Here is a 20,876-nt window from a genome sequence, read left to right on the forward strand (position 1 = left end):
GCAGCACGCGTTACCAACCCACCTGCACCAGCATCCGCAGTCATCATCGCGCAGTCAATGCGTGAGTAGAAACACCATGAGCACCGAAAAAATCAATCTCGACATTCATAAGATTCTCACGCTGCTGCCCCATCGTTACCCGATCCTGCTGGTCGACCGGGTGCTCGAACTCGAGCCGCATAAGAGCATCAAAGCGTTGAAGAACGTGTCGATCAATGAGCCGTATTTCCAGGGTCACTTTCCGACCCGTCCGGTGATGCCCGGCGTGCTGATCCTCGAAGCGCTCGCGCAAACGGCAGCCCTGCTGACGTTTTCTGAAGAGCCGAGCGATCCGTCGAACACGCTGTATCTGTTCGTGGGCATCGACAACGCGCGTTTCAAGCGCGTGGTGGAACCGGGCGATCAGTTGATCCTGAACTGCACGTTCGAGCGTCATATGCGCGGCATCTGGAAGTTCAAGGCGCGCGCCGAAGTGGATGGTGTCGTGGCGGCGGAAGCCGATCTGATGTGCGCGGTGCGGCACACGGACAAAGACGCTTGAAGCCGGTGTCCGGACGGTCAGCGGCTTATCCCGAGCGCTGCGAACTCCGGCTACGCCCATCCAGACAACGCAACAGAATCAGAAGCGAGGACGCATGAGCAGGATTCATCCCACTGCGATCGTCGAACCGGGCGCACAACTCGACGAATCCGTCGAAATCGGACCGTATGCCGTCATCGGCGCACATGTGACGATCGGCGCACGGACCACGGTCGGTTCGCACAGCGTGATCGAAGGTCACACCACGATCGGCGAAGACAACCGCATCGGCCACTATGCATCGGTCGGCGGCCGTCCGCAGGATATGAAGTACAGGGACGAGCCGACCCGGCTCGTGATCGGCAATCGCAACACGATCCGTGAATTCACCACGATCCACACCGGCACGGTGCAGGACTCGGGCGTCACCACACTGGGCGACGACAACTGGATCATGGCCTACGTGCACATCGGCCACGACTGCCACGTCGGCAACAACGTGATTCTGTCGAGCAATGCGCAGATGGCCGGCCATGTGACGATTGGCGACCATGCGATTATCGGCGGCATGTCGGGCGTGCATCAGTTCGTGCGCATCGGCGCGCATTCGATGCTGGGCGGCGCTTCGGCACTCGTGCAGGACATCCCGCCGTTCGTGATCGCTGCCGGCAACAAGGCCGAGCCGCACGGTATCAACGTCGAAGGTCTGCGCCGCCGCGGTTTCTCCGCAGATGCGATCTCGGCGCTGCGCTCCGCGTATCGCTTGCTGTACAAGAACGGCCTGTCGCTTGAAGAAGCGAAGGTGCAGTTGCGCGAACTCGCATCCGCGGGTGGCGATGGCGATGCGCCGGTGCAAACGCTGCTCGCGTTTGTCGAAGCGTCGCAACGCGGCATCATCCGCTAACCGATGGCTTTGAACCCGAGTCCCCTGCGCGTCGCGATGGTGGCAGGCGAGCCGTCCGGCGACCTGCTGGCGGCGTCGCTGCTCGACGGCCTCGCGAGCCGTTTGCCCGCCGGTACCCAGTATTATGGGGTCGGCGGCCCGCGCATGATCGCCACGGGGTTCGACGCCCACTGGCCGATGGAGAAGCTGACGGTGCGCGGCTATGTCGAAGCACTGCGGCATATTCCAGAGATCCTCGGCATCCGCAAGGAACTGAAGCGCCAATTGCTGGCGGAACCGCCGTCGGTGTTCGTCGGCGTGGACGCGCCCGATTTCAATTTCGGCCTCGAGCATCCGTTGCGCGATGCGGGTATTCCGACGGTTCACTTTGTTTGCCCATCGATCTGGGCGTGGCGAGGTGGGCGCATCAAGAAGATCGCCAAAGCGGTCGACCACATGCTGTGCGTGTTCCCGTTTGAAACGGCGCTGCTGGAAAAGGCCGGCATCGCGGCTTCATACGTGGGCCATCCGCTTGCCGACGAAATTCCTCTGGTACCCGACACGCTTGGCGCGCGCCGCACGCTCGGCCTCGCCGAAAGCGGTCCGATCATCGCTGTGTTGCCGGGCAGCCGGCGCTCGGAGATCGATCTGATCGGTCCGACGTTCTTTGCCGCGATGGAAATGATGCAGCACCAGGAGCCCAGTTTGCGTTTCGTGATGCCGGCAGCCACGCCCGCACTGCGCGAAATGCTGCGGCCGCTGGTCGATGCGCATCCCGGTCTCGCGCTGACCATTACCGACGGTCAGGCGCAAATCGCGATGACGGCGGCCGATGCGATCCTCGTCAAGAGCGGCACGGTGACGCTGGAAGCCGCGCTGCTGAAAAAGCCGATGGTGATCTCGTACAAGGTGCCCTGGCTGACTGGCCAGATCATGCGCCGTCAGGGCTATCTGCCGTATGTCGGCTTGCCGAACATTCTGGCGGGGCGCTTCGTCGTGCCGGAAATTCTGCAGCACTTCGCGACGCCCCAGGCGCTTGCCGAAGCGACGCTGAAACAGTTGCGCGACGAGACCAACCGGCGCACGCTGACGGAAATCTTCACGGAGATGCATCACGTGCTGAAGCAGAACACCGCGCAGCGGGCAGCGGAAGTCGTGGCGAGCGTCGTTGAAAAGCGGAAGGCGCGGCCGTGACTAGCGCACGCGCGCCACGCCGCAAGGCTGCGACCGTTGCAGGCGCGGCAGCGCGGCAGGTCGGTCTGGACTTCGAGACGCCGGACGACATCGTCTGCGGCGTCGACGAAGCAGGGCGCGGGCCGCTGGCTGGCCCGGTGGTCGCTGCGGCGGTGATTTTCGACCCGTCGAAGCCGATGATCCGCGGCCTCGACGATTCGAAAGCGCTCACCGCGAAAAAGCGCGACGAGCTGTACGACAAGATCGTCGACCGGGCGCTCGCGTACTGCATCGCGTCGGCCAGCGTCGAAGAAATCGATACGCTGAACATCCTGCACGCCACCATGCTGGCGATGAAGCGGGCGGTCGAAGGCCTCTCGGTCGTGCCGACGCTCGTGAAAATCGACGGCAATCGCTGCCCGACGCTGAGCGTTCGCAGCGAGGCTGTGATCGGCGGCGATGCACTGATCAAAAGCATTTCGGCGGCGTCGATTCTCGCCAAGGTCACGCGTGACCGGATGCTGCTCGAGTTGCATCAAACCTATCCGGTCTACGGTTTTAACGCGCATGCCGGTTACGGCACGCCGCAGCATCTCGCGGCGTTGCGTGAACATGGGCCCTGCGAGCATCATCGGCGTTCGTTCGCACCGGTGCGTGAAGCGCATCAGCGTTTTGGCATGGCTTCGAAACCACTGCCGGCGGGCGACATGATCATCGTGTCCGGAACGCTCACCGACGCCATGCTCGACGACGACGCCTTCGGCGAACGCAGCGGCGCGTAAGCGCTGCGCGTGGTCCGGCGCGTCGCCCACTCTTTCCTCAATCTCACTGTCTGCGCTGCCTGTGAAAGCCATCACCTCGCGGGACAATCCGCTCTACAAGCGCCTCAAGGCACTGGCCGGCTCGACGCATCAGCAGCGTCGCAGCGGTCACGCGTTGCTCGAAGGGTTCCATCTCGCGAGCGCGTATCTCGACGTCGCCGGGCAGCCGGAAATGTGCATCGTCACCGAGGGCGCGTTGCGCCACGACGAAGCGCAGGCGATCGTGTCGCGCATCGACGAGCACCGTATCGTCACGCTGCCCGATGCGTTGTTCGGCCAGCTGTCGAACGTCGTGCACGGGGTCGGGATTCTGCTGCTGGTCGAAAAGCTCGATACGCCGTTGCCGGAAAAGGTCGGAGAAACCTGCCTCGTACTCGATGGCGTGCAGGATGCCGGCAACGTCGGGTCGATTCTGCGCAGCGCGGCGGCCGCCGGTATTCAACAGGTGTTTTGCGCACCGGGCACCGCGTACGCGTGGTCGTCGAAGGTATTGCGCTCGGGCATGGGCGCGCATTTCCTGTTGCAAATCCACGAGGATGTCGAGGCGCAGGTATTGATCGAGCGCCTCGCGGTGCCCATCGTCATTACGGATTCGCACGGTGCCGAGGCGATCTACGACTGCGATCTGAGCGGGCCGCTCGCGTGGGTGTTCGGCAACGAAGGGGCGGGCGTCTCGCAGACCTGGCGCGATGTGGTTTCGTTGCGGGTGACGATTCCTCAGCCGGGCGGCATGGAATCGCTGAATGTGGCGGCCGCCGCGGCTGTCTGCGTGTTCGAACAGTGCCGCCAGCAGCGCCGCGCGTGACAGTGCGCTGACTTCAGGGCTGAGGCGATCTCCGCGCTCACCTCAGCACCAAGCACGCACGCCGGCAAAACTGGTCGTCGCTCAATAAGCCGGCCGATCCAGCTTGATTTCCTGCAGGATCGTCGTCGCGATCTCTTCGATCGACTTATGCGTCGACGACAACCACTTGACCCCTTCGCGCCGCATCATCGCTTCCGCTTCGTTGATCTCGTAACGGCAATTTTCCGGCGCGGCGTACTTGCTGCCCGGGCGGCGCTCGTTACGGATCTCCGACAATCGCTGCGGATCGATCGACAAACCAAACATCTTCTGCCGATGCGCCAATAGCGGCGTAGGCAGCTTGCCGCGCTCGAAGTCTTCCGGAATCAGCGGATAGTTGGCCGCTTTCACGCCGTACTGCATGGCCAGATACAGGCTCGTCGGCGTCTTGCCGCTGCGCGACACGCCGACCAGAATCACGTCGGCATCGGCCAGATTGCGGTTCGATTGACCGTCGTCGTGGGCGAGCGAGAAGTTGATCGCTTCGATCCGGTTCTTGTATTCCTCGGTATCGGCGTTCTGGTGGCCGCGGCCCATCGCGTGGCTCGACTTGAGCTCCAGTTCCTGCTCGAGCGGCTCGACGAAGGTCTGGAACATGTCCAGCACGAGCGCATTCGAGCCTTTGACGATCTGATTCGACGCGCTGTCCACCAGCGTCGTGAAGACGATCGGACGGCGGCCGTCCTGCTGGATCGCTTCGTTGATCTTTTCTAGCGTGGCGTAGGCCTTTTCCGTCGAGTCGACGAAGGGCACGCGAACCAGGCGGAATTTCTGGTCGAACTGGGAGAGGATCGAATGCGCGAAGGTTTCGGCAGTGATCCCGGTACCGTCGGAGACGATGAATACGGTGGGCGGCATCAGTGGGGCTGGGGAACGTGAGCGGAAAAAAGCGCTCGAATGAAACATCGCTGCATGGATGTCGCTGCACGGTGGCTAACCGGAGATTGCAGCGGCGTCATGTCAGCGCGCCGTGGGCACCGCAATTGCGTCCGGAAGGTGGTGGGTCCTCGCGAGAGCCTCGCAAGAGCCCGTCAACCGGTCCGGGGCGCGATTCGAGGCGCAATTCTCGTCCGACTGTCACATTTTGAGAGTCGGCACGGTAGAATAGCGGCAACCTGTTGGATAAGCAATTGCAGGCGATTGGCGTCTAACTTACCGCGAACGGTCGGTCAACGCCACGCTTTGCGCTGGTAACTTGCGGTAAATTGAGAGATCAGGCTGGATCGATCGGTAATTTCGTCCAACCGCTTTCTACGTCGCGCATCCGGCACTTTTTGGCACGTGCGGCCATTTGCAGCGATTGCTTCTCCAACAGGTTGTGCAAGACGCGAGGTCACGCTTCCAATGGGCGTCTCGCGTTCAAGCCCACTTGCACAGCCGTGAATTTCTTTCACACTTAGGGGCTTGTATGACTAACGCAGTTACCGTCGCAAAGGAAGAGGCGTATGTAGTTCCGTTCGAGCAGTTGCGGATGACCGATGTGGAGATTGTCGGCGGCAAGAATGCGTCGCTTGGCGAGATGATCAGTCAGCTCGCCGAGGCAGGCGTGCGCGTGCCGACTGGCTTCGCCACTACGGCGCTGGCTTTCCGTGACTTCCTGCATCACAACAATCTGACCGAACGCATCGCCAAACGTCTCGAAACGCTCGACGTCGACGACGTGAAAGCGCTTGCCGAAGCGGGCAAGGAGATCCGTCAATGGATCGTCGACGCCCCGATGCAGCCGCGTCTCGAAGCGGATATCCGCGCAGGCTTCGACACCCTGCAAAACAGCTCGCCTGAAGAGTTGTCGTTTGCCGTGCGTTCGTCGGCAACGGCAGAAGACTTGCCGGACGCATCGTTCGCGGGTCAACAGGAAAGCTATCTCAACGTGGTCGGCATCGACGAGGTGCTTGATCGCATGAAGCACGTGTTCGCGTCGCTGTACAACGACCGTGCGATCTCCTATCGCGTCCACAAGGGCTTCACCCACGCTGAAGTCGCGTTGTCGGCCGGTGTGCAGCGCATGGTGCGTTCGGATGTCGGTGCGGCCGGCGTGATGTTCACGCTGGACACGGAATCGGGCTTCAAGGACGCCGTCTTCATCACGTCGAGCTACGGCCTGGGCGAAACGGTCGTGCAGGGCGCCGTGAATCCGGACGAGTTCTACGTCTTCAAGACCACGCTCGCGCAAGGCAAGTACCCGATCATCCGCCGCTCGATCGGCTCGAAGCTGATCAAGATGGAATTCACCAAGGCGGGCGAAGAAGGCCGCGTGAAGACCGTCGACGTCGCGCACGAGCAGCGCAACCGTTTCTCGATCACCGACGAAGACGTGATCGAACTCGCGAAATACGCCGTCATCATTGAAAAGCACTACGAGCGTCCGATGGACATCGAGTGGGGCAAAGATGGCCGCGACGGCAAGATCTTCATCCTGCAGGCGCGCCCGGAAACGGTGAAGAGCCAGGCAGCGGGCAAGGCCGAGCAACGCTTCAAGCTGAAGGGCCAATCGAACGTGCTGACTACCGGCCGCGCAATCGGCCAGAAGATCGGTGCGGGTCCGGTGCGCGTGATTCACGATCCGTCGGAAATGGACCGTGTGCAGCCGGGCGACGTGCTGGTGGCCGACATGACCGACCCGAACTGGGAACCGGTCATGAAGCGCGCCTCCGCAATCGTCACGAACCGTGGCGGCCGTACCTGCCATGCGGCAATTATCGCGCGTGAGCTGGGCGTGCCGGCGGTAGTCGGCTGCGGCGACGCGACCGACCTGCTGAAGGACGGCGCGCTGGTGACCGTGTCCTGCGCGGAAGGCGACGAAGGCAAGATCTACGACGGTCTGCTCGAAACCGAAATCACCGAAGTGCAGCGCGGCGAACTGCCGTCGATTCCGGTGAAGATCATGATGAACGTCGGCAACCCGCAACTGGCTTTCGACTTCTCGCAACTGCCGAACGCAGGCGTGGGTCTGGCGCGGCTCGAGTTCATCATCAACAACAACATCGGCGTTCACCCGAAGGCGATTCTCGAGTACCCGAACATCGATCAGGACTTGAAGAAGGCCGTGGAAAGCGTGGCGCGTGGCCATGCATCGCCGCGCGCGTTCTACGTCGACAAGCTGACCGAAGGCATCGCCACGATCGCAGCGGCGTTCTATCCGAAGCCCGTGATCGTGCGTCTGTCGGACTTCAAGTCGAACGAGTACAAGAAGCTGATCGGCGGTTCGCGTTACGAGCCGGACGAAGAAAACCCGATGCTGGGCTTCCGTGGCGCATCGCGCTACATCGCTGACGACTTCGCCGAAGCGTTCCAGATGGAATGCATCGCGCTGAAGAAGGTGCGTGAAGAGATGGGCCTCGACAACGTCGAGATCATGGTGCCGTTCGTGCGTACGCTGAAGCAGGCGGAGCGCGTGGTTGGTCTGCTGGAGAAGTTCGGCCTGAAGCGCGGTGAGAAGGGCTTGCGCCTGATCATGATGTGCGAAGTGCCGTCGAACGCGATTCTCGCCGAAGAATTCCTGCAATTCTTCGACGGCTTCTCGATCGGTTCGAACGACCTGACGCAGCTCACGCTCGGCCTCGACCGCGACTCCGGCATGGAACTGCTGGCAGTCGATTTCGACGAACGCGATCCGGCCGTCAAGTTCCTGTTGAAGCGCGCGATCGACACGTGTCTGCGACTGAACAAGTACGTCGGCATCTGCGGCCAGGGTCCTTCGGATCATCCGGACTTTGCGCAATGGCTGACCGATGAAGGCATCAAGTCGATCTCGCTGAACCCGGACTCGATCGTCGAGACGTGGCAGCAATTGGCGAAATCGCTGGTGAAGTAATCGAGCCCAATAAGCAGTGTGCATAAAGGGTGGTGCGGTATGTCAAAAGCACGTAAAAGCGTGCTGCACCGCCCGGTAATATGCACCTGCTTCGTGCTATAAACACCCCGGTAGATCCGGGGTGTTTTGCTTTGTGGAGATCAACATGGCGCCAGGTGGATTGTTCTGGTGGATCGGGGCCGGTGTGCTGATCGTGCTGGAATTGATTAGCGGCACTTTCTATTTGCTGATGATCGCGTTGGGTTGTGTCGCGGCCGCCATTGCGCATATGGCGGGCGCCGCTTCCGATGTGCAGTTCGCGGTTGCGGCTGTGGTGGCGCTGGCGGCGGTCCTGGTGCTGCGGCGTTCGCGCTTTGGCCGCAGGACGCGTAAGGAGGCGTCGAAGAACCCTGACGTCAATCTGGACATCGGCCAGACGTTGAACGTGCCGGCGTGGCACGAGCGCCGGGCGCGTGTCAACTACCGCGGGGCTGCATGGGACGTCGAACTGGCCGCGGGCGAGCCCGAAGATGCTCAGCTCTATGAAATCGCCGAGATGCGCGGCAGTTGCCTTGTCGTCGTGGCCAGCCGGCAGGCGAAAGCAAGAGCAACCGCGGCCTGAGCGCGCGCCAATGCGCGCACAGCGCCATGCATAACTATTCGAACTACGGACCGGAGGTCAGTCATGGATTCAACCATTGTCGGGGCGGTGCTTCTGCTTATCGTGATCGTGCTGGCGGCGCAGACGCTCAAGATCGTGCCGCAGCAGCATGCGTGGGTGCTGGAGCGGCTCGGCCGTTATCACCGCACGCTGACGCCGGGCCTGAGCTTCGCGTTTCCGTTCGTCGACCGGATCGCCTACAAGCACATCCTCAAGGAAATCCCGCTCGAGGTGCCGAGCCAGGTGTGTATTACGCGCGACAACACGCAATTGCAGGTGGATGGCGTGCTGTATTTTCAGGTCACCGATCCCATGAAGGCGTCGTACGGTTCGAGCAACTTCGTGTTCGCGATTACGCAGTTGTCGCAGACCACGCTGCGCTCCGTGATCGGCAAACTTGAACTCGACAAGACGTTTGAAGAGCGTGACTTCATCAATCACAGCATCGTGTCGTCGCTCGATGAAGCGGCGTCCAACTGGGGTGTGAAGGTGCTGCGCTACGAGATCAAGGACCTGACGCCGCCCAAGGAAATTCTTCACGCCATGCAGGCGCAGATCACCGCCGAGCGCGAAAAGCGCGCGCTGATCGCGGCATCCGAAGGGCGTAAGCAGGAACAGATCAATATTGCCTCGGGCGGGCGTGAGGCGTCGATCCAGAAGTCCGAAGGCGAGCGTCAGGCGGCGATCAATCAGGCGCAGGGTCAGGCTGCGGCGATTCTGGCGGTGGCTGAGGCTAACTCACAGGCGATTCAGAAGATCGCCGCGGCCATTCAATCGAACGGCGGGATGGAAGCGGTGAACCTGAAAGTGGCCGAGCAGTATGTGAATGCATTCGGCAACTTGGCGAAGCAGGGCACTACGCTGATCGTGCCGGGCAACCTGGCAGATATGAGTTCGATGATCGCCTCGGCGCTGACCATCGTGAACAAGGGGAAGGGCGCGGTCGACGCGCGCTGATTGACGTTCTTCCTTGCCGAATGAAAATGGCCCGCGAATTTGCGGGCCATTTTTCGTTGAATCGCAGTTTTACGACGGCGAGCGCATCAGGCGCGCCTTCTCGCGTTCCCAGTCGCGCTTCTTCTCGGTTTCGCGCTTGTCGTGTTGCTTCTTACCCTTGGCGAGGCCGATCTCGCATTTGACGCGACCGCCCTTGTAATGAAAGTTCAACGGCACGAGCGTATAACCACGCTGTTCGACCTTGCCGATCAGTTTGCTGATTTCCTCGGCGTGCAGCAGCAGCTTGCGCGTGCGCACCGGGTCCGGATTGATGTGGGTCGAGGCTTCGGGTAGCGGGCTGATGTGCGTGCCGATCAGGAACAGTTCGTTATTCTTGATGACCACGTAGCCTTCCTTGATCTGGCCACGGCCGGCGCGCAAGGCTTTGACCTCCCATCCTTCGAGCACGAGCCCCGCTTCGTAGCGTTCTTCGACCGAGTAGTCGTAGAAGGCTTTTCTGTTGTCAATGATGCTCATGAATGGAAAGTGCCCAACTCGTTTAAAATCACGATTTTAGCAAAGCGGGGCAAGGAAAGCCCGCGGCGCTTGTCCACCCTTGCCACGCGCTGTTCAATTTATGGCAGATGTCCAGAAAACCGTGTTGATCCGCCATTCGGCGGAACAGATGTTCGACCTCGTCACCGACGTCGCCGATTACCCCAACTTCCTGCCTTGGTGCGGGGGAGTCGAAATCCGCCGCCAGGACGAAACCGGCATGGAGGCGAAGATCGATATCAACTTCAAGGGCATCAAGCAGCATTTCGCCACGCGCAACAGCATGGAGCGGCCCACGCGCATCGATATGGAGTTCGCGGACGGCCCGTTTCGCAAATTCACCGGCTTCTGGCGTTTCACGCCGCTGCGGGCCGACGCCTGCAAGATCGAATTCGCGTTGCACTACGAATTCACCAACATCATTCTCGAGAAGATCATTGGGCCGGTGTTCAGCCACATTGCCAATACCTTCGTCGAATCGTTCGTGAAGCGCGCCGATCAGCGCTACGGTAAGGCATGAGCGCGCGCTTGTCGATTGAAGTCTGCTACGCGCTTGCTGGTGAGCAGGCGCTGATTGCCGTGGACTTGCCGGAAGGGGCCACACTGCAGCAGGCGATAGAGGCGAGCGGTATCTTGCAGCGTTATCCGCAGATCGATCTGGGCATGCAGAAGGTCGGCGTGTTCGGCAAGCTCAAGCCATTGGATACGGTGCTTGCCGACCATGATCGTGTCGAGATTTACCGGCCGTTGCTGGTGGATCCGAAGCTGTCGCGCCAACGGCGCGTCGAGAAGACCCGGAAGGCGGGCTCGATCGAAGGGCGCCGCTGGCTGAACAAGGATTCGCGCTAGGCTCGTCCCGTGGCCGCGGCTGTGGCAGGGCAACGCCGAGGGTAACCCGTCTGAATCGTTCCCAATCGTCTCAATGCACCGAAGGCTGCGCCTTCTCCTCAAACGACGCCGCCCCGGACGTATCGTCGTCCGCATGCTGGCGCACCGACCAGCACACCCCGGCTACCAGCAGCAGGATCGCCGCCGTTTCCAGTGGGCGCGGCAGGCGCTGGTCGTAGATAAACGCGTAGAGCAGCGCGAAAAGCGTCTCGAACACGATCATCTGGCCGGACAGCGTGAGCGGCAGCCGTTTCGACGCGGCATTCCATAGCCCGTTACCGAGCCATGACGCGCCGATGGCGAGGCCCAGATTCAGCATCCAGAAGGTGTGCCAGCGCTCGTCGCCGAGCGGGCCCTGCAGGCTGCCAGGCGGCATGACGGCGACCACCAGCCACAATCCCGCGCCGAGCGCGCCGGTCACCACACCCCACAGTACCGACCACTCGTTGCCGCTGAAATGCGTCTGGCGCTGCAAATAGCGGGCGTTTTCGACCGCGAACCAGGTCCAGCAGGCGAGCGCGCCGACTGCGCAGCCGAGGCCGAGGAGTTTCGTCGCGATACTGACGGGCGTGCTGTCGGCTACCGTGAAGACGTCGATATTGATGCAGACGATGCCGGCCACCACCAGCGCAAGCGGCCATACGAGGCGGGCGAGCGGCACGGCGCCGTGGTCGCGCCGGCCGAGCAGCGTCACGGTGACCGGCAGCACGCCGACGATCAGCGAGGCCGGCGCGATGCCGATCATCTGGACCGCGGCGGTCAGCAGCAGGTAGTAGAGCAGGTTGCCGGCCAGCGCCAGTTTGACCAGTGCGCCGAGATCCTCGCGGGTCAGGCGTTTGACGAGCGAGCGCGCCATCGGCAGCGCGGCGGCCAGCGAGACGATGCCGTACATCGTGTAGCGGCCGGCGCTCAGCAACAGCGGCGAGAAATCGGGCAGCACGCGCGGCACCAGAAACACCATGCCCCATAAGGCCCCGGCCATTACTCCATATGCCACACCGCGCTGCATCGACTGCCCCTGCAAGAAAAACTGGAATGGTCGGCAGAATAGCCGTTCGACGGGCAGGGCGTCTTGTTTGATTCTGCAATGCGGCGGTTTTATCCGGCGTGTTCAGGCGCTTTTTAACTTCCGAACGCTGGCCCGGCGGCACGCAAGTGCCCCGAAATACCCATTCCCGGGCCAGGTGCGGCGTCCATGCGCCCGAACGCGCAAACGAAACCGGATCGAACTCGAGGCGAACGCAGAAGCGAAATCGAAGGGTGCAAAGTCACGAAAAAAATCCCCTGAAATTCGCTAAGCTGCTGTTAGTGCAGTGAAAACCAGGGAGGTATCGCGTATAATTCGCTTTTGCGCCTATAGGATTTGCCATGCGTCTGATCCAAACAGCACTCACGTTCGATGACGTGCTCCTCGTCCCGGCTTTCTCCGATGTTCTGCCGCGCGACACCAGCCTCAAGACCCGGCTGACCCGCAACATCTCCCTGAATATGCCGCTCGTGTCCGCCGCTATGGACACCGTCACCGAAGCCCGTCTCGCGATCGCGATGGCGCAAATGGGTGGCGTGGGCATCATCCACAAGAATCTCACGCCGGCCGAACAGGCGCGTGAAGTTGCCAAGGTCAAGCGCTTCGAATCGGGCGTCGTGCGCGATCCGATCACCGTGCCGCCGCAAATGAAGGTGCGCGACGTCATTGCGCTGTCGCGCCAGCATGGCATTTCGGGTTTCCCGGTCGTCGAAGGTTCGCAACTGATCGGTATCGTCACGAACCGTGACTTGCGCTTCGAAGAGCGTCTGGACGAGCCGGTGCGCAACATCATGACGCCGCGTGAGCGCCTCGTCACCGTCAAGGAAGGCACGCCGCTCGCCGAAGCCAAGGCGCTGATGCACAGCCACCGCCTCGAACGCGTGCTGGTCATCAACGACGCATTCGAACTGCGCGGCCTGATGACGGTAAAAGACATCACCAAGCAAACCGAACACCCGGATGCGTGTAAAGACGAACACGGCAAGCTGCGCGCAGGCGCGGCGGTCGGCGTGGGCGAAGATAACGAAGAGCGCGTCGAGCTGCTGGTGCAGGCGGGTGTGGACGTGATCGTCGTCGACACGGCGCACGGCCATAGCAAGGGCGTGCTCGAGCGCGTCAAGTGGGTCAAACAGAAATTCCCGCACGTCGAAGTGATCGGCGGCAACATCGCTACCGCTGCGGCAGCCAAGGCGCTCGTTGAGTACGGCGCAGACGGCGTGAAGGTCGGTATCGGCCCGGGCTCGATCTGCACGACGCGTATCGTCGCCGGTGTGGGCGTGCCGCAGGTCACCGCGATCTCGAACGTGTCGGAAGCGCTGAAGGGCACGGGCGTGCCGGTCATCGCCGACGGTGGCGTGCGTTTCTCGGGCGACGTCAGCAAGGCGCTGGCCGCCGGCGCGAATTCCGTGATGATGGGCAGCATGTTCGCCGGCACTGAAGAAGCGCCGGGCGACGTGTTCCTGTTCCAGGGCCGTCAGTACAAGTCGTACCGTGGCATGGGTTCGGTCGGCGCGATGAAAGACGGCGCGGCAGACCGCTACTTCCAGGACAACTCCGCGAACATCGACAAGCTGGTGCCGGAAGGTATCGAAGGCCGCGTCGCCTACAAGGGCTCGGTCAACGCGATCCTGTTCCAGTTGATCGGCGGCGTGCGCGCCAGCATGGGCTACTGCGGTTGCCGCACGATCGCGGAGATGAACGACAAGGCCGAGTTCGTGCAGATCACGGGCGCGGGCTTGCGCGAGTCGCACGTGCATGACGTGCAGATCACTAAGGAAGCGCCCAACTACCACGTGGACTAAACGCCAATGAAGCCATTGCTGCGCGCTGTACTCATCCTCGATGCACTGTTGCTGCTTGCGTTCGGCCTGCTGTTTCTGCTGACGCCCTGGACTTCGTTGTACAACGCGCTGCTTCTGGTGCAAACCCAGCCGGCTCTGGTCGGTCAGGGGTTTGGCGTGGCGCTGATCGGACTCGCGTGGCTTGCTTTGCACGCGTCGATCGACGGTTCGCTCACGTCGACGGTCGCCAAGGTCGTCGGCCATGTGAACTGGCTGACTGGTGTGCTGATGCTGGTCTGGCTGCTCGGGCTGCATACGCCGGCGCTGACCGGCTTCGGGCAGATCATCGCGGTGCTGACCGGTGTCGTGCTGCTCGTGGTTGGCCTCGGTGGTGTGCGCCTGTCGGGCGCGGTGCGGCGGCGTGAGAGGGTGCGGCTGGTTGAGGCCGCTGCTGCTGAGCGCGCCGAAAAGCAGGCCGCGAAAGATGCCGCCAAAGACGCTGCCAACAGGCGCGACTCCGGTCGCGTGACGGCAGAGCCGGTCTATCGCGCCGAGCCGGTCGTCGAGCCCGTTGTGCCGGTCACACGGCCCGTCAGTCCAGTTTCGGCTGCGCCGGTCTACCCGGCGGTCGACGAACCGGGTCTGACGGCTTCTGAACGCGCCGCACGGGCCGAGGCCTCGGTTGCGCGCGACGATGCCCGTAACGCCGCTGCCGACGCACCTGGTGCGCCCCGGCCGCCGTTTCATGGTTGATGCGCCCAGCGCCAGAACGCCTGCCGAAGCAACCGGATTCCGTTCGCACGCGCCGCAGGCAAGTGTCTGCGGTGCTGAATGGTCCAGCGCGCTTCATCGTCACGCTTCATGCTCGATCGTCCCCACGTGGACAGCTTTGAATTCAACGCCGCGCGTCATGCGCGGTATCCCGTATCCGTTCACTTTTGACTCCGTCCGCTGCCATGCATGACAAGATCCTGATCCTCGACTTCGGTTCGCAAGTCACCCAACTGATTGCACGTCGCGTTCGCGAAGCCAACGTGTATTCGGAAATTCATCCGTACGACGTCGATGCGTCGTTCATTCGCGATTTCGCACCGAAGGGCGTGATCCTCTCCGGCGGCCCGAGCTCCGTCACCGAAACGGATACGCCGCGCGTGCCGCAAGCGGTGTTTGAACTCGGCGTGCCCGTGCTGGGCATCTGCTACGGCATGCAGGCGATGGCCGAGCAGCTCGGCGGCAAGGTCGATATCGGCCACCTGCGTGAGTTCGGCTACGCCGAAGTGCGCGCACGCAACCATACGAGCCTGCTCGAAGGCATCAGCGACTTCACCACGCCGGAAGGTCACGGCATGCTGAAGGTGTGGATGAGCCACGGCGATAAGGTGCTGGAAATGCCGCCGGGCTTCCAGTTGATGGCCTCGACGGACTCGTGCCCGATCGCGGCAATGGCCGACGAAGCACGCCATTTCTACGGCCTGCAATGGCACCCGGAAGTGACGCACACGGTGCAAGGCCGCGCGATGCTCGAACGTTTCGTGCTGCAGATTTGCGGCGCGAATCCCGACTGGGAAATGGGCCATTACATCGACGAAGCCGTCGCGAAGATTCGCGAGCAGGTCGGTAATGAGCACGTGATTCTGGGCTTGTCGGGTGGCGTGGATTCGTCGGTGGCAGCGGCGCTGCTGCATCGCGCTATCGGCGATCAGCTTACTTGCGTGTTCGTCGACCACGGCCTCCTGCGTTTGAACGAAGCCGAGCAGGTGATGGCAACGTTCGCTGAGAACCTCGGCGTCAAGGTGATCCACGTCGACGCGAGCGAAGTGTTCCTGTCGAAGCTGGCCGGCGTGACCGATCCGGAAGCGAAGCGCAAGATCATCGGCGCGGAATTCGTCGAAGTGTTCCAGACCGAAGCTAACAAGCTGACGGATGCGAAGTGGCTCGCACAAGGCACGATTTATCCGGACGTGATCGAATCGGCCGGTAAGGGCAAGAAGGCGACGCAGACCATCAAGAGCCACCACAACGTGGGCGGCCTGCCGGAGACGCTGAATCTGAAGCTGCTCGAACCGCTGCGCGAACTGTTCAAGGACGAAGTGCGCGAACTCGGCGTGAAGCTCGGTTTGCCGCCGGCAATGGTGTATCGCCACCCGTTCCCGGGCCCGGGTTTGGGCGTGCGGATTCTCGGCGAGGTGCGCCGCGATTTCGCCGATCTGCTGCGTCGCGCGGACGCGATTTTCATCGAGACGCTGCGTACCTTTATCGACAAGGAAACCGGCAAGTCGTGGTACGACCTGACGAGCCAGGCTTTTGCGGTGTTCCTGCCGGTGAAAAGCGTGGGCGTGATGGGCGACGGCCGCACTTACGAGTATGTCGTGGCGCTGCGCGCTGTGCAGACGCTGGACTTCATGACCGCGCATTGGGCGCATCTGCCGCACGAGTTGCTGGGGCATGTATCGAACCGCATCATCAATGAAGTGCGCGGGATTAACCGGGTTGTCTATGACATCTCGGGGAAGCCGCCGGCAACGATCGAGTGGGAATAGAACTCCCGCCAGGAAACATCATTCGCTAATTGACTGACTATTAAAGCCCTGTTTTTTACAGGGCTTTATATTTTGTTTTGAGTACCATTTTTGGAATTTCCCCATGGAAATTAAAGTCAACTTTCTCGACAAGCTGCGTCTTGAAGCCAAGTTCGATGACTTCACAGTCGTGGCCGACCAGCCTATCCGTTATAAGGGCGATGGCTCGGCGCCTGGTCCCTTCGATTATTTTCTGGCCTCATCGGCCTTGTGTGCGGCTTACTTTGTGAAGTTGTACTGCGTAACTCGCAATATTCCCACCGAAAATATCCGTCTGTCGCAGAACAATATTGTTGATCCGGAAAACCGGTACCAGCAGATTTTCAAGATTCAGGTTGAGTTGCCGGCGGACATCTCCGACAAAGACCGGCAAGGTATTTTGCGTTCTATCGACCGTTGTACGGTCAAAAAAGTAGTGCAAGCCGGACCCGAGTTTGTCATTGAAGAGGTAGAAAACCTGGATGCCGATGCACAGGCCTTGCTGACCTTGACTCCGGCTTCTGACGCCAGCACCTATATTGCGGGCAAGGATCTGCCGTTGGAGCAAACCATCGCCAATATGTCGGGCATTCTGGCGGGCTTGGGCATGAAGATTGAAATCGCTTCGTGGCGCAATATCGTTCCCAATGTGTGGTCGCTGCATATCCGCGATGCACACTCGCCGATGTGTTTTACCAACGGCAAGGGCGCGACCAAAGAAAGCGCGTTGGCGTCCGCGTTGGGAGAGTTTATCGAGCGCCTGAATTGCAACCATTTCTATGGCGGGGCGTTTTGGGGCGAAGACATCGCCAACTCGGAGTTCGTCCATTACCCGAACGAGCGCTGGTTCAAGCCCGGCCGTAAGGACGCGGTGCCGGCTGAGATTCTGGATGCGTACTGCCTGGAGATTTACAACCCGGATGGGGAGTTGCGTGGCTCGCATCTGATCGACACCAACTCCGGCAATGTAGAGCGCGGTATCTGTTCGCTGCCGTTCGTGCGGCAGTCGGACGGCGAAGTGGTGTACTTTCCGTCCAACCTGATCGAAAACCTGTATGTCAGCAATGGCATGAGTGCCGGTAATACGCTGGCCGAAGCGCAGGTGCAATGTCTGTCCGAAATTTTTGAACGGGCGGTAAAGCGCGAAATTCTGGAAGGCGAAATCGCCTTGCCTGATGTGCCGCACGAAGTGCTGGCGAAATACCCTGGCATTCTGGCCGGGATTCAGGGATTGGAAGAGCAGGGCTTTCCGGTGCTGGTAAAGGATGCGTCGCTGGGTGGGACCTACCCGGTGATGTGCGTCACCTTGATGAACCCGCGAACAGGCGGTGTCTTTGCCTCGTTCGGCGCGCACCCAAGCTTCGAGGTGGCGCTGGAACGAAGTCTGACGGAATTGCTGCAGGGGCGTAGCTTTGAAGGCCTGAACGATTTACCTCAGCCCACCTTCGTCAGTAACGCCGTGACTGAACCCAATAACTTCGTTGAGCACTTCATTGATTCCAGCGGCATAGTGTCGTGGCGCTTTTTCAGCGCAAAAGCGGATTTCGAGTTTGTCGAGTGGGATTTTTCTGGCCAGGGTGCAAACTCCAACGCCGACGAAGCAGCAACCTTGTTCGGCATTCTCGAAGACATGGGCAAAGAATCTTACATGGCGGTGTATGACCAGTTGGGTGCCGTAGCCTGCCGGATTCTGGTGCCCGATTATTCGGAAGTTTACCCGGTAGAAGATTTGATCTGGGATAACACAAACAAGGCGCTGTTGTTCCGCGCCGATATTCTGAACGTGCATCGCCTGGACGATGCCGGCCTGGCAGCACTGCTTGAGCGGTTGGAGAACAGCGAGCTGGACGAGCACGCCGATATTGCCACTTTGATCGGCATCGAATTTGACGAGAATACGGACTGGGGGCAGCTAACAGTTCTCGAGTTGAAGCTGCTGATTCATCTCGCCTTGCAACAATTTGAGGAAGCGCAAGAACTGGTGGGCGCTTTCCTGCAGTACAACGACAACACGGTCGAGCGCGGATTGTTTTACCAGGCCTTGAATGTGGTGCTGGAGGTGCTGCTCGATGACGACCTGGAACTGGACGACTACGCGGTCAACTTCCGTCGGATGTTTGGCAACGCTCGGATGGACGCGGTAATGGGCTCAGTGGACGGCAGCGTGCGCTTCTATGGATTGACGCCAACGAGTATGAAACTGGAGGGTCTCGATAGGCACCACCGCCTGATCGACAGCTACAAAAAACTGCATAAGGCGCGGGCCAATGTGACGGCTACAGCCGGTTAGGGTTACGAATCATGGCTGGATGCGATGATGCTGTTCATCCCCCGGCACAAACGCATGTTCGATATCAGAGCGGCCATTTGTGCCGGCGTGTATCCGTGTCGAGCTACTGTGCCTGGCGAATCCTTCTTGAATTCAGGCTCAAATCAGTCTGACGATATGCGTTCGAGGAGCCCCTATGCTCACAGACGTGCAGTTGCGAGCGCTGAAGCCGGCCAAGAAGATCTACAAGGTTGCCGATCAGTGGGGGCTCTATGCGGCAGTGACGCCGTCTGGCGGGGTGAGCTTCCCGGTACTGCTACCGGGTGAAGGGTCGCCGGGAAACCCTGGTTATCGGCCGGTACGATCCATCACTTTCCGCACGGAAGCCACGCAAGCCAGACGAACTCGGATTCGGAATGGCTATAGCCTCCCGGAAACCCGGCTTCGACGCGACCAAGCCTACGGAGCAATCCAACGCGGAGAGAGTCTTTCACGTGCGAAAGTCGAGAAACGGGTCGACGCGACGGAGACGCTAACGTTTGGTAAGTGGGCGGAGAAATACTTTATGGAGACTGCTCCTGCCGACTCCACACGAGCGATGCGCAAATTGTTATAGGAGCGGAATCTCGCGTCGGAATTTGGCCGGCTGAAGTTGGAAGAGATCACGCCAGCACGATTGATGGCGCGCTGCGAGAAGATCAAGGGGAGGGGCGCCGCGGCCCCTGCCGTGCAGGCGCGTGACATCGCTCTGCAGGTTTACCGTTTCGTGCAGGCGCGGGGACTAAAGGTGGACAATCCTGCGGAGGCCATCCACCCGGCTGTCATCGCCAGCTTCAAGCCGCGTGATCGGGCACTGTCGCCTGCCGAAATCCGCGTGTTTTTCAGTGCATTGGAACAGACAAGCTGATACGCGACGACGGGACAGATTTTGATCCACTCACTGTGCACGATCTGCGTCGGACGGCCAGCACGCTATTGCACGAAGCAGGGTTCAACACCGACTGGATCGAGAAATGCCTCGCTCACGAACAGCGCGGCGTGCGCGCGGTCTACAACAAGGCGGAGTATGCAGAGCAGCGGAGGACGATGCTCCAGGCGTGGGCAGATATGCTGGACGGCTGGATTGCTACGAATCCAAAGGCGAAGGGCGAAAGGCCATGGCTGACTGATGTTCGAAGCGCCGTAGTATGGGGCGAAGAGGTCACGGTGCCGGGCGACACACGATCCGGCAGACGTCTCCCCACTCCTCCTTCGTTGTCAGCGCCGCTTCTCCCGATCACGGCTGCCTCGCCCTTGGTCTCGCCGCCCTCTATCGGATTCCCGGTTAACCCGGTAACGGCAGCCGCGCAACTCTCTCCGCCTCGACGCGCTTAAGTCCAAGTGCCTGTAGCACGACCGCCGCAGCGCGCTCCGCGAAATGCTGTTCTCCGAGTCCAGATGGCTTCTGCCCTTGGACGGCTGGTGTGACGGAGGCGGAAAAGTGCATTTCAGCGGCGATCGCCGCGAAGATGATGCCCGTAACGGAAATGAGACACAGAAAGTGGTCCGAGACGACAAAGCGTCTCGCGGAAATGCCACTTTGACTGTCACGCAGCAAACGCTGACCGAGACCCCAGTTCAGCGCATGCACCGAAAAACCCTCGCGAATCAGGAGCTGTCCCCACACCGGCTCGCGGCGGGCGCGCATTAGCGTATGGCGCACACAGACAGCGACCACTTCGGCCGGATCGGACAGTCCGCTGGCCAGGCGATCAAGCGTACCGGCGAACTCCTCGAATACCCACTCGACAGCCGCGGCGAAGATCCCTTCCTTCGACGCGAAGTGATTGTAGAAGGAGCCGAAACCGACGTCCGCGGCCTCGGTAATGTCGTTGATGGCCACTGAAACCATCCCTTTTTCGGCCATTAGCCTGAGCGCAGCGTCGAGCAGGCGGGTTCGGGTCCCCCGCTTGCGGCGGACGCCGCGCGGCTGGCGTCCTTCGGTCGCTTCGGCCGGAGCTGGCAGCTTTTGTGTGTGCTGCCGGGTTGCACGGGAGTTCGGGGTATCAGGCATCTCGGTTCCAGATTTCTGTAACGTCGTATTGTAGATTTATGTGTCATAATTGACAATATCATCAGTTATGGGGTGTAATGTCACTGTCGCGGACGGATCAGCGACCGTATGGAC

Annotated in this window: 18 protein-coding genes and 1 pseudogene; 15 read left to right on the forward strand and 4 right to left on the reverse strand. The window is 60.9% G+C overall.

Translation table 11 applies throughout. The features are described 5' to 3' along the window. Positions 1–76: 76 nt before the first annotated feature. The 5 genes from fabZ (at position 77) to KHO33_RS26345 (ending at position 4,202) form a co-directional block, all read left to right on the forward strand. Positions 77–541 carry a 3-hydroxyacyl-ACP dehydratase FabZ gene (gene fabZ, locus KHO33_RS26325; RefSeq protein WP_006048683.1) on the forward strand — a complete coding sequence of 155 codons (465 nt, stop codon included), beginning with the start codon at positions 77–79 and terminating at the stop codon, positions 539–541. 94 nt (positions 542–635) lie between these two features. Beyond that, positions 636–1,424, forward strand: coding sequence for an acyl-ACP--UDP-N-acetylglucosamine O-acyltransferase (gene lpxA, locus KHO33_RS26330; protein ID WP_054035188.1), 789 nt, complete (start codon positions 636–638; stop codon positions 1,422–1,424). 3 nt (positions 1,425–1,427) lie between these two features. Continuing rightward, entirely contained in the window at positions 1,428–2,597 is a 1,170-nt protein-coding gene (gene lpxB / locus KHO33_RS26335) for a lipid-A-disaccharide synthase (protein WP_054035189.1), read from the forward strand. After that, entirely contained in the window at positions 2,594–3,358 is a 765-nt protein-coding gene (rnhB, locus tag KHO33_RS26340; RefSeq protein WP_200565858.1) for a ribonuclease HII, read from the forward strand. The genes lpxB and rnhB overlap by 4 nt, the downstream gene beginning before the upstream one ends. Before the next feature lie 61 nt (positions 3,359–3,419). Further along, positions 3,420–4,202 (forward strand): TrmH family RNA methyltransferase, encoded by a 783-nt coding sequence (locus KHO33_RS26345; protein ID WP_200565859.1) that lies wholly within the window; start codon positions 3,420–3,422, stop codon positions 4,200–4,202. An 81-nt stretch (positions 4,203–4,283) separates the two neighbouring features. Here KHO33_RS26345 and ppsR read toward each other — a convergent pair whose 3' ends face one another. Beyond that, a complete protein-coding gene (gene ppsR, locus KHO33_RS26350; RefSeq protein WP_054035190.1) occupies positions 4,284–5,099 on the reverse strand; it encodes a posphoenolpyruvate synthetase regulatory kinase/phosphorylase PpsR in 816 nt (271 codons plus the stop codon). A gap of 550 nt (positions 5,100–5,649) precedes the next feature. Here ppsR and ppsA point away from each other — a divergent pair. From ppsA to KHO33_RS26365, 3 genes are all read left to right on the forward strand, one after another. Next, positions 5,650–8,055, forward strand: a complete 2,406-nt coding sequence (gene ppsA, locus KHO33_RS26355) for a phosphoenolpyruvate synthase (RefSeq protein WP_093633324.1) — start codon at positions 5,650–5,652, stop codon at positions 8,053–8,055. Positions 8,056–8,200: 145 nt separating this feature from the next. Next, complete coding sequence (locus tag KHO33_RS26360; protein WP_200565860.1) at positions 8,201–8,656, forward strand: NfeD family protein; 456 nt, start codon at positions 8,201–8,203, stop codon at positions 8,654–8,656. Positions 8,657–8,719: 63 nt separating this feature from the next. Continuing rightward, positions 8,720–9,652 (forward strand): SPFH domain-containing protein, encoded by a 933-nt coding sequence (locus tag KHO33_RS26365; protein WP_054035192.1) that lies wholly within the window; start codon positions 8,720–8,722, stop codon positions 9,650–9,652. 69 nt (positions 9,653–9,721) lie between these two features. Here KHO33_RS26365 and smpB read toward each other — a convergent pair whose 3' ends face one another. Continuing rightward, positions 9,722–10,168 carry an SsrA-binding protein SmpB gene (smpB, locus tag KHO33_RS26370; RefSeq protein WP_054035193.1) on the reverse strand — a complete coding sequence of 149 codons (447 nt, stop codon included), beginning with the start codon at positions 10,166–10,168 and terminating at the stop codon, positions 9,722–9,724. A 100-nt stretch (positions 10,169–10,268) separates the two neighbouring features. Here smpB and KHO33_RS26375 point away from each other — a divergent pair, with 100 nt between their 5' ends. Then, positions 10,269–10,706 carry a type II toxin-antitoxin system RatA family toxin gene (locus KHO33_RS26375; protein WP_028199353.1) on the forward strand — a complete coding sequence of 146 codons (438 nt, stop codon included), beginning with the start codon at positions 10,269–10,271 and terminating at the stop codon, positions 10,704–10,706. Next, positions 10,703–11,035 carry an RnfH family protein gene (locus tag KHO33_RS26380; RefSeq protein ID WP_200565861.1) on the forward strand — a complete coding sequence of 111 codons (333 nt, stop codon included), beginning with the start codon at positions 10,703–10,705 and terminating at the stop codon, positions 11,033–11,035. Before KHO33_RS26375 ends, KHO33_RS26380 begins: the two co-directional genes overlap by 4 nt. A gap of 70 nt (positions 11,036–11,105) precedes the next feature. On the opposite strand, the gene KHO33_RS26385 is transcribed toward KHO33_RS26380, so the two are convergent. Continuing rightward, a complete protein-coding gene (locus KHO33_RS26385) occupies positions 11,106–12,083 on the reverse strand; it encodes a DMT family transporter (protein ID WP_200565862.1) in 978 nt (325 codons plus the stop codon). Between the two features lie 359 nt (positions 12,084–12,442). On the opposite strand from KHO33_RS26385, the gene guaB reads away from it, so the two are divergent. From guaB to KHO33_RS26410, 5 genes and pseudogenes are all read left to right on the forward strand, one after another. Further along, a complete protein-coding gene (gene guaB / locus KHO33_RS26390; protein ID WP_054035195.1) occupies positions 12,443–13,903 on the forward strand; it encodes an IMP dehydrogenase in 1,461 nt (486 codons plus the stop codon). Between the two features lie 6 nt (positions 13,904–13,909). After that, positions 13,910–14,635, forward strand: coding sequence for a hypothetical protein (locus KHO33_RS26395; protein ID WP_200565863.1), 726 nt, complete (start codon positions 13,910–13,912; stop codon positions 14,633–14,635). Between the two features lie 203 nt (positions 14,636–14,838). Continuing rightward, a complete protein-coding gene (gene guaA, locus KHO33_RS26400; RefSeq protein ID WP_093633319.1) occupies positions 14,839–16,422 on the forward strand; it encodes a glutamine-hydrolyzing GMP synthase in 1,584 nt (527 codons plus the stop codon). Positions 16,423–16,525: 103 nt separating this feature from the next. Next, positions 16,526–18,730, forward strand: coding sequence for an OsmC domain/YcaO domain-containing protein (locus tag KHO33_RS26405; RefSeq protein WP_200565864.1), 2,205 nt, complete (start codon positions 16,526–16,528; stop codon positions 18,728–18,730). Between the two features lie 175 nt (positions 18,731–18,905). Continuing rightward, positions 18,906–19,849 (forward strand): annotated as a pseudogene (locus KHO33_RS26410) (tyrosine-type recombinase/integrase); the annotation flags it as partial. A 184-nt stretch (positions 19,850–20,033) separates the two neighbouring features. Here the strand turns inward: KHO33_RS26410 and KHO33_RS26415 are convergent. Next, positions 20,034–20,762: a TetR/AcrR family transcriptional regulator gene (locus KHO33_RS26415; protein WP_054035197.1), complete on the reverse strand. Its 729-nt coding sequence runs from the start codon at positions 20,760–20,762 to the stop codon at positions 20,034–20,036. Positions 20,763–20,876 lie beyond the last annotated feature (114 nt).

Source organism: Paraburkholderia nemoris (genome assembly GCF_905221015.1).
In the GTDB taxonomy this organism is placed as follows: domain Bacteria; phylum Pseudomonadota; class Gammaproteobacteria; order Burkholderiales; family Burkholderiaceae; genus Paraburkholderia; species Paraburkholderia nemoris.

Excerpts from the sequence above, each read along its gene's own strand:
- fabZ (WP_006048683.1), top strand. The coding sequence starts at position 77 with ATGAGCACCGAAAAAATCAATCTCGACATTCATAAGATTCTCACGCTG.
- lpxA (WP_054035188.1), top strand. The coding sequence starts at position 636 with ATGAGCAGGATTCATCCCACTGCGATCGTCGAACCGGGCGCACAACTC.
- lpxB (WP_054035189.1), top strand. The coding sequence starts at position 1,428 with ATGGCTTTGAACCCGAGTCCCCTGCGCGTCGCGATGGTGGCAGGCGAG.
- ppsR (WP_054035190.1), bottom strand. The coding sequence starts at position 5,099 with ATGCCGCCCACCGTATTCATCGTCTCCGACGGTACCGGGATCACTGCC.
- ppsA (WP_093633324.1), top strand. The coding sequence starts at position 5,650 with ATGACTAACGCAGTTACCGTCGCAAAGGAAGAGGCGTATGTAGTTCCG.
- KHO33_RS26360 (WP_200565860.1), top strand. The coding sequence starts at position 8,201 with ATGGCGCCAGGTGGATTGTTCTGGTGGATCGGGGCCGGTGTGCTGATC.
- KHO33_RS26365 (WP_054035192.1), top strand. The coding sequence starts at position 8,720 with ATGGATTCAACCATTGTCGGGGCGGTGCTTCTGCTTATCGTGATCGTG.
- smpB (WP_054035193.1), bottom strand. The coding sequence starts at position 10,168 with ATGAGCATCATTGACAACAGAAAAGCCTTCTACGACTACTCGGTCGAA.
- KHO33_RS26375 (WP_028199353.1), top strand. The coding sequence starts at position 10,269 with ATGGCAGATGTCCAGAAAACCGTGTTGATCCGCCATTCGGCGGAACAG.
- KHO33_RS26380 (WP_200565861.1), top strand. The coding sequence starts at position 10,703 with ATGAGCGCGCGCTTGTCGATTGAAGTCTGCTACGCGCTTGCTGGTGAG.
- KHO33_RS26385 (WP_200565862.1), bottom strand. The coding sequence starts at position 12,083 with ATGCAGCGCGGTGTGGCATATGGAGTAATGGCCGGGGCCTTATGGGGC.
- guaB (WP_054035195.1), top strand. The coding sequence starts at position 12,443 with ATGCGTCTGATCCAAACAGCACTCACGTTCGATGACGTGCTCCTCGTC.
- KHO33_RS26395 (WP_200565863.1), top strand. The coding sequence starts at position 13,910 with ATGAAGCCATTGCTGCGCGCTGTACTCATCCTCGATGCACTGTTGCTG.
- guaA (WP_093633319.1), top strand. The coding sequence starts at position 14,839 with ATGCATGACAAGATCCTGATCCTCGACTTCGGTTCGCAAGTCACCCAA.
- KHO33_RS26405 (WP_200565864.1), top strand. The coding sequence starts at position 16,526 with ATGGAAATTAAAGTCAACTTTCTCGACAAGCTGCGTCTTGAAGCCAAG.
- KHO33_RS26415 (WP_054035197.1), bottom strand. The coding sequence starts at position 20,762 with ATGCCTGATACCCCGAACTCCCGTGCAACCCGGCAGCACACACAAAAG.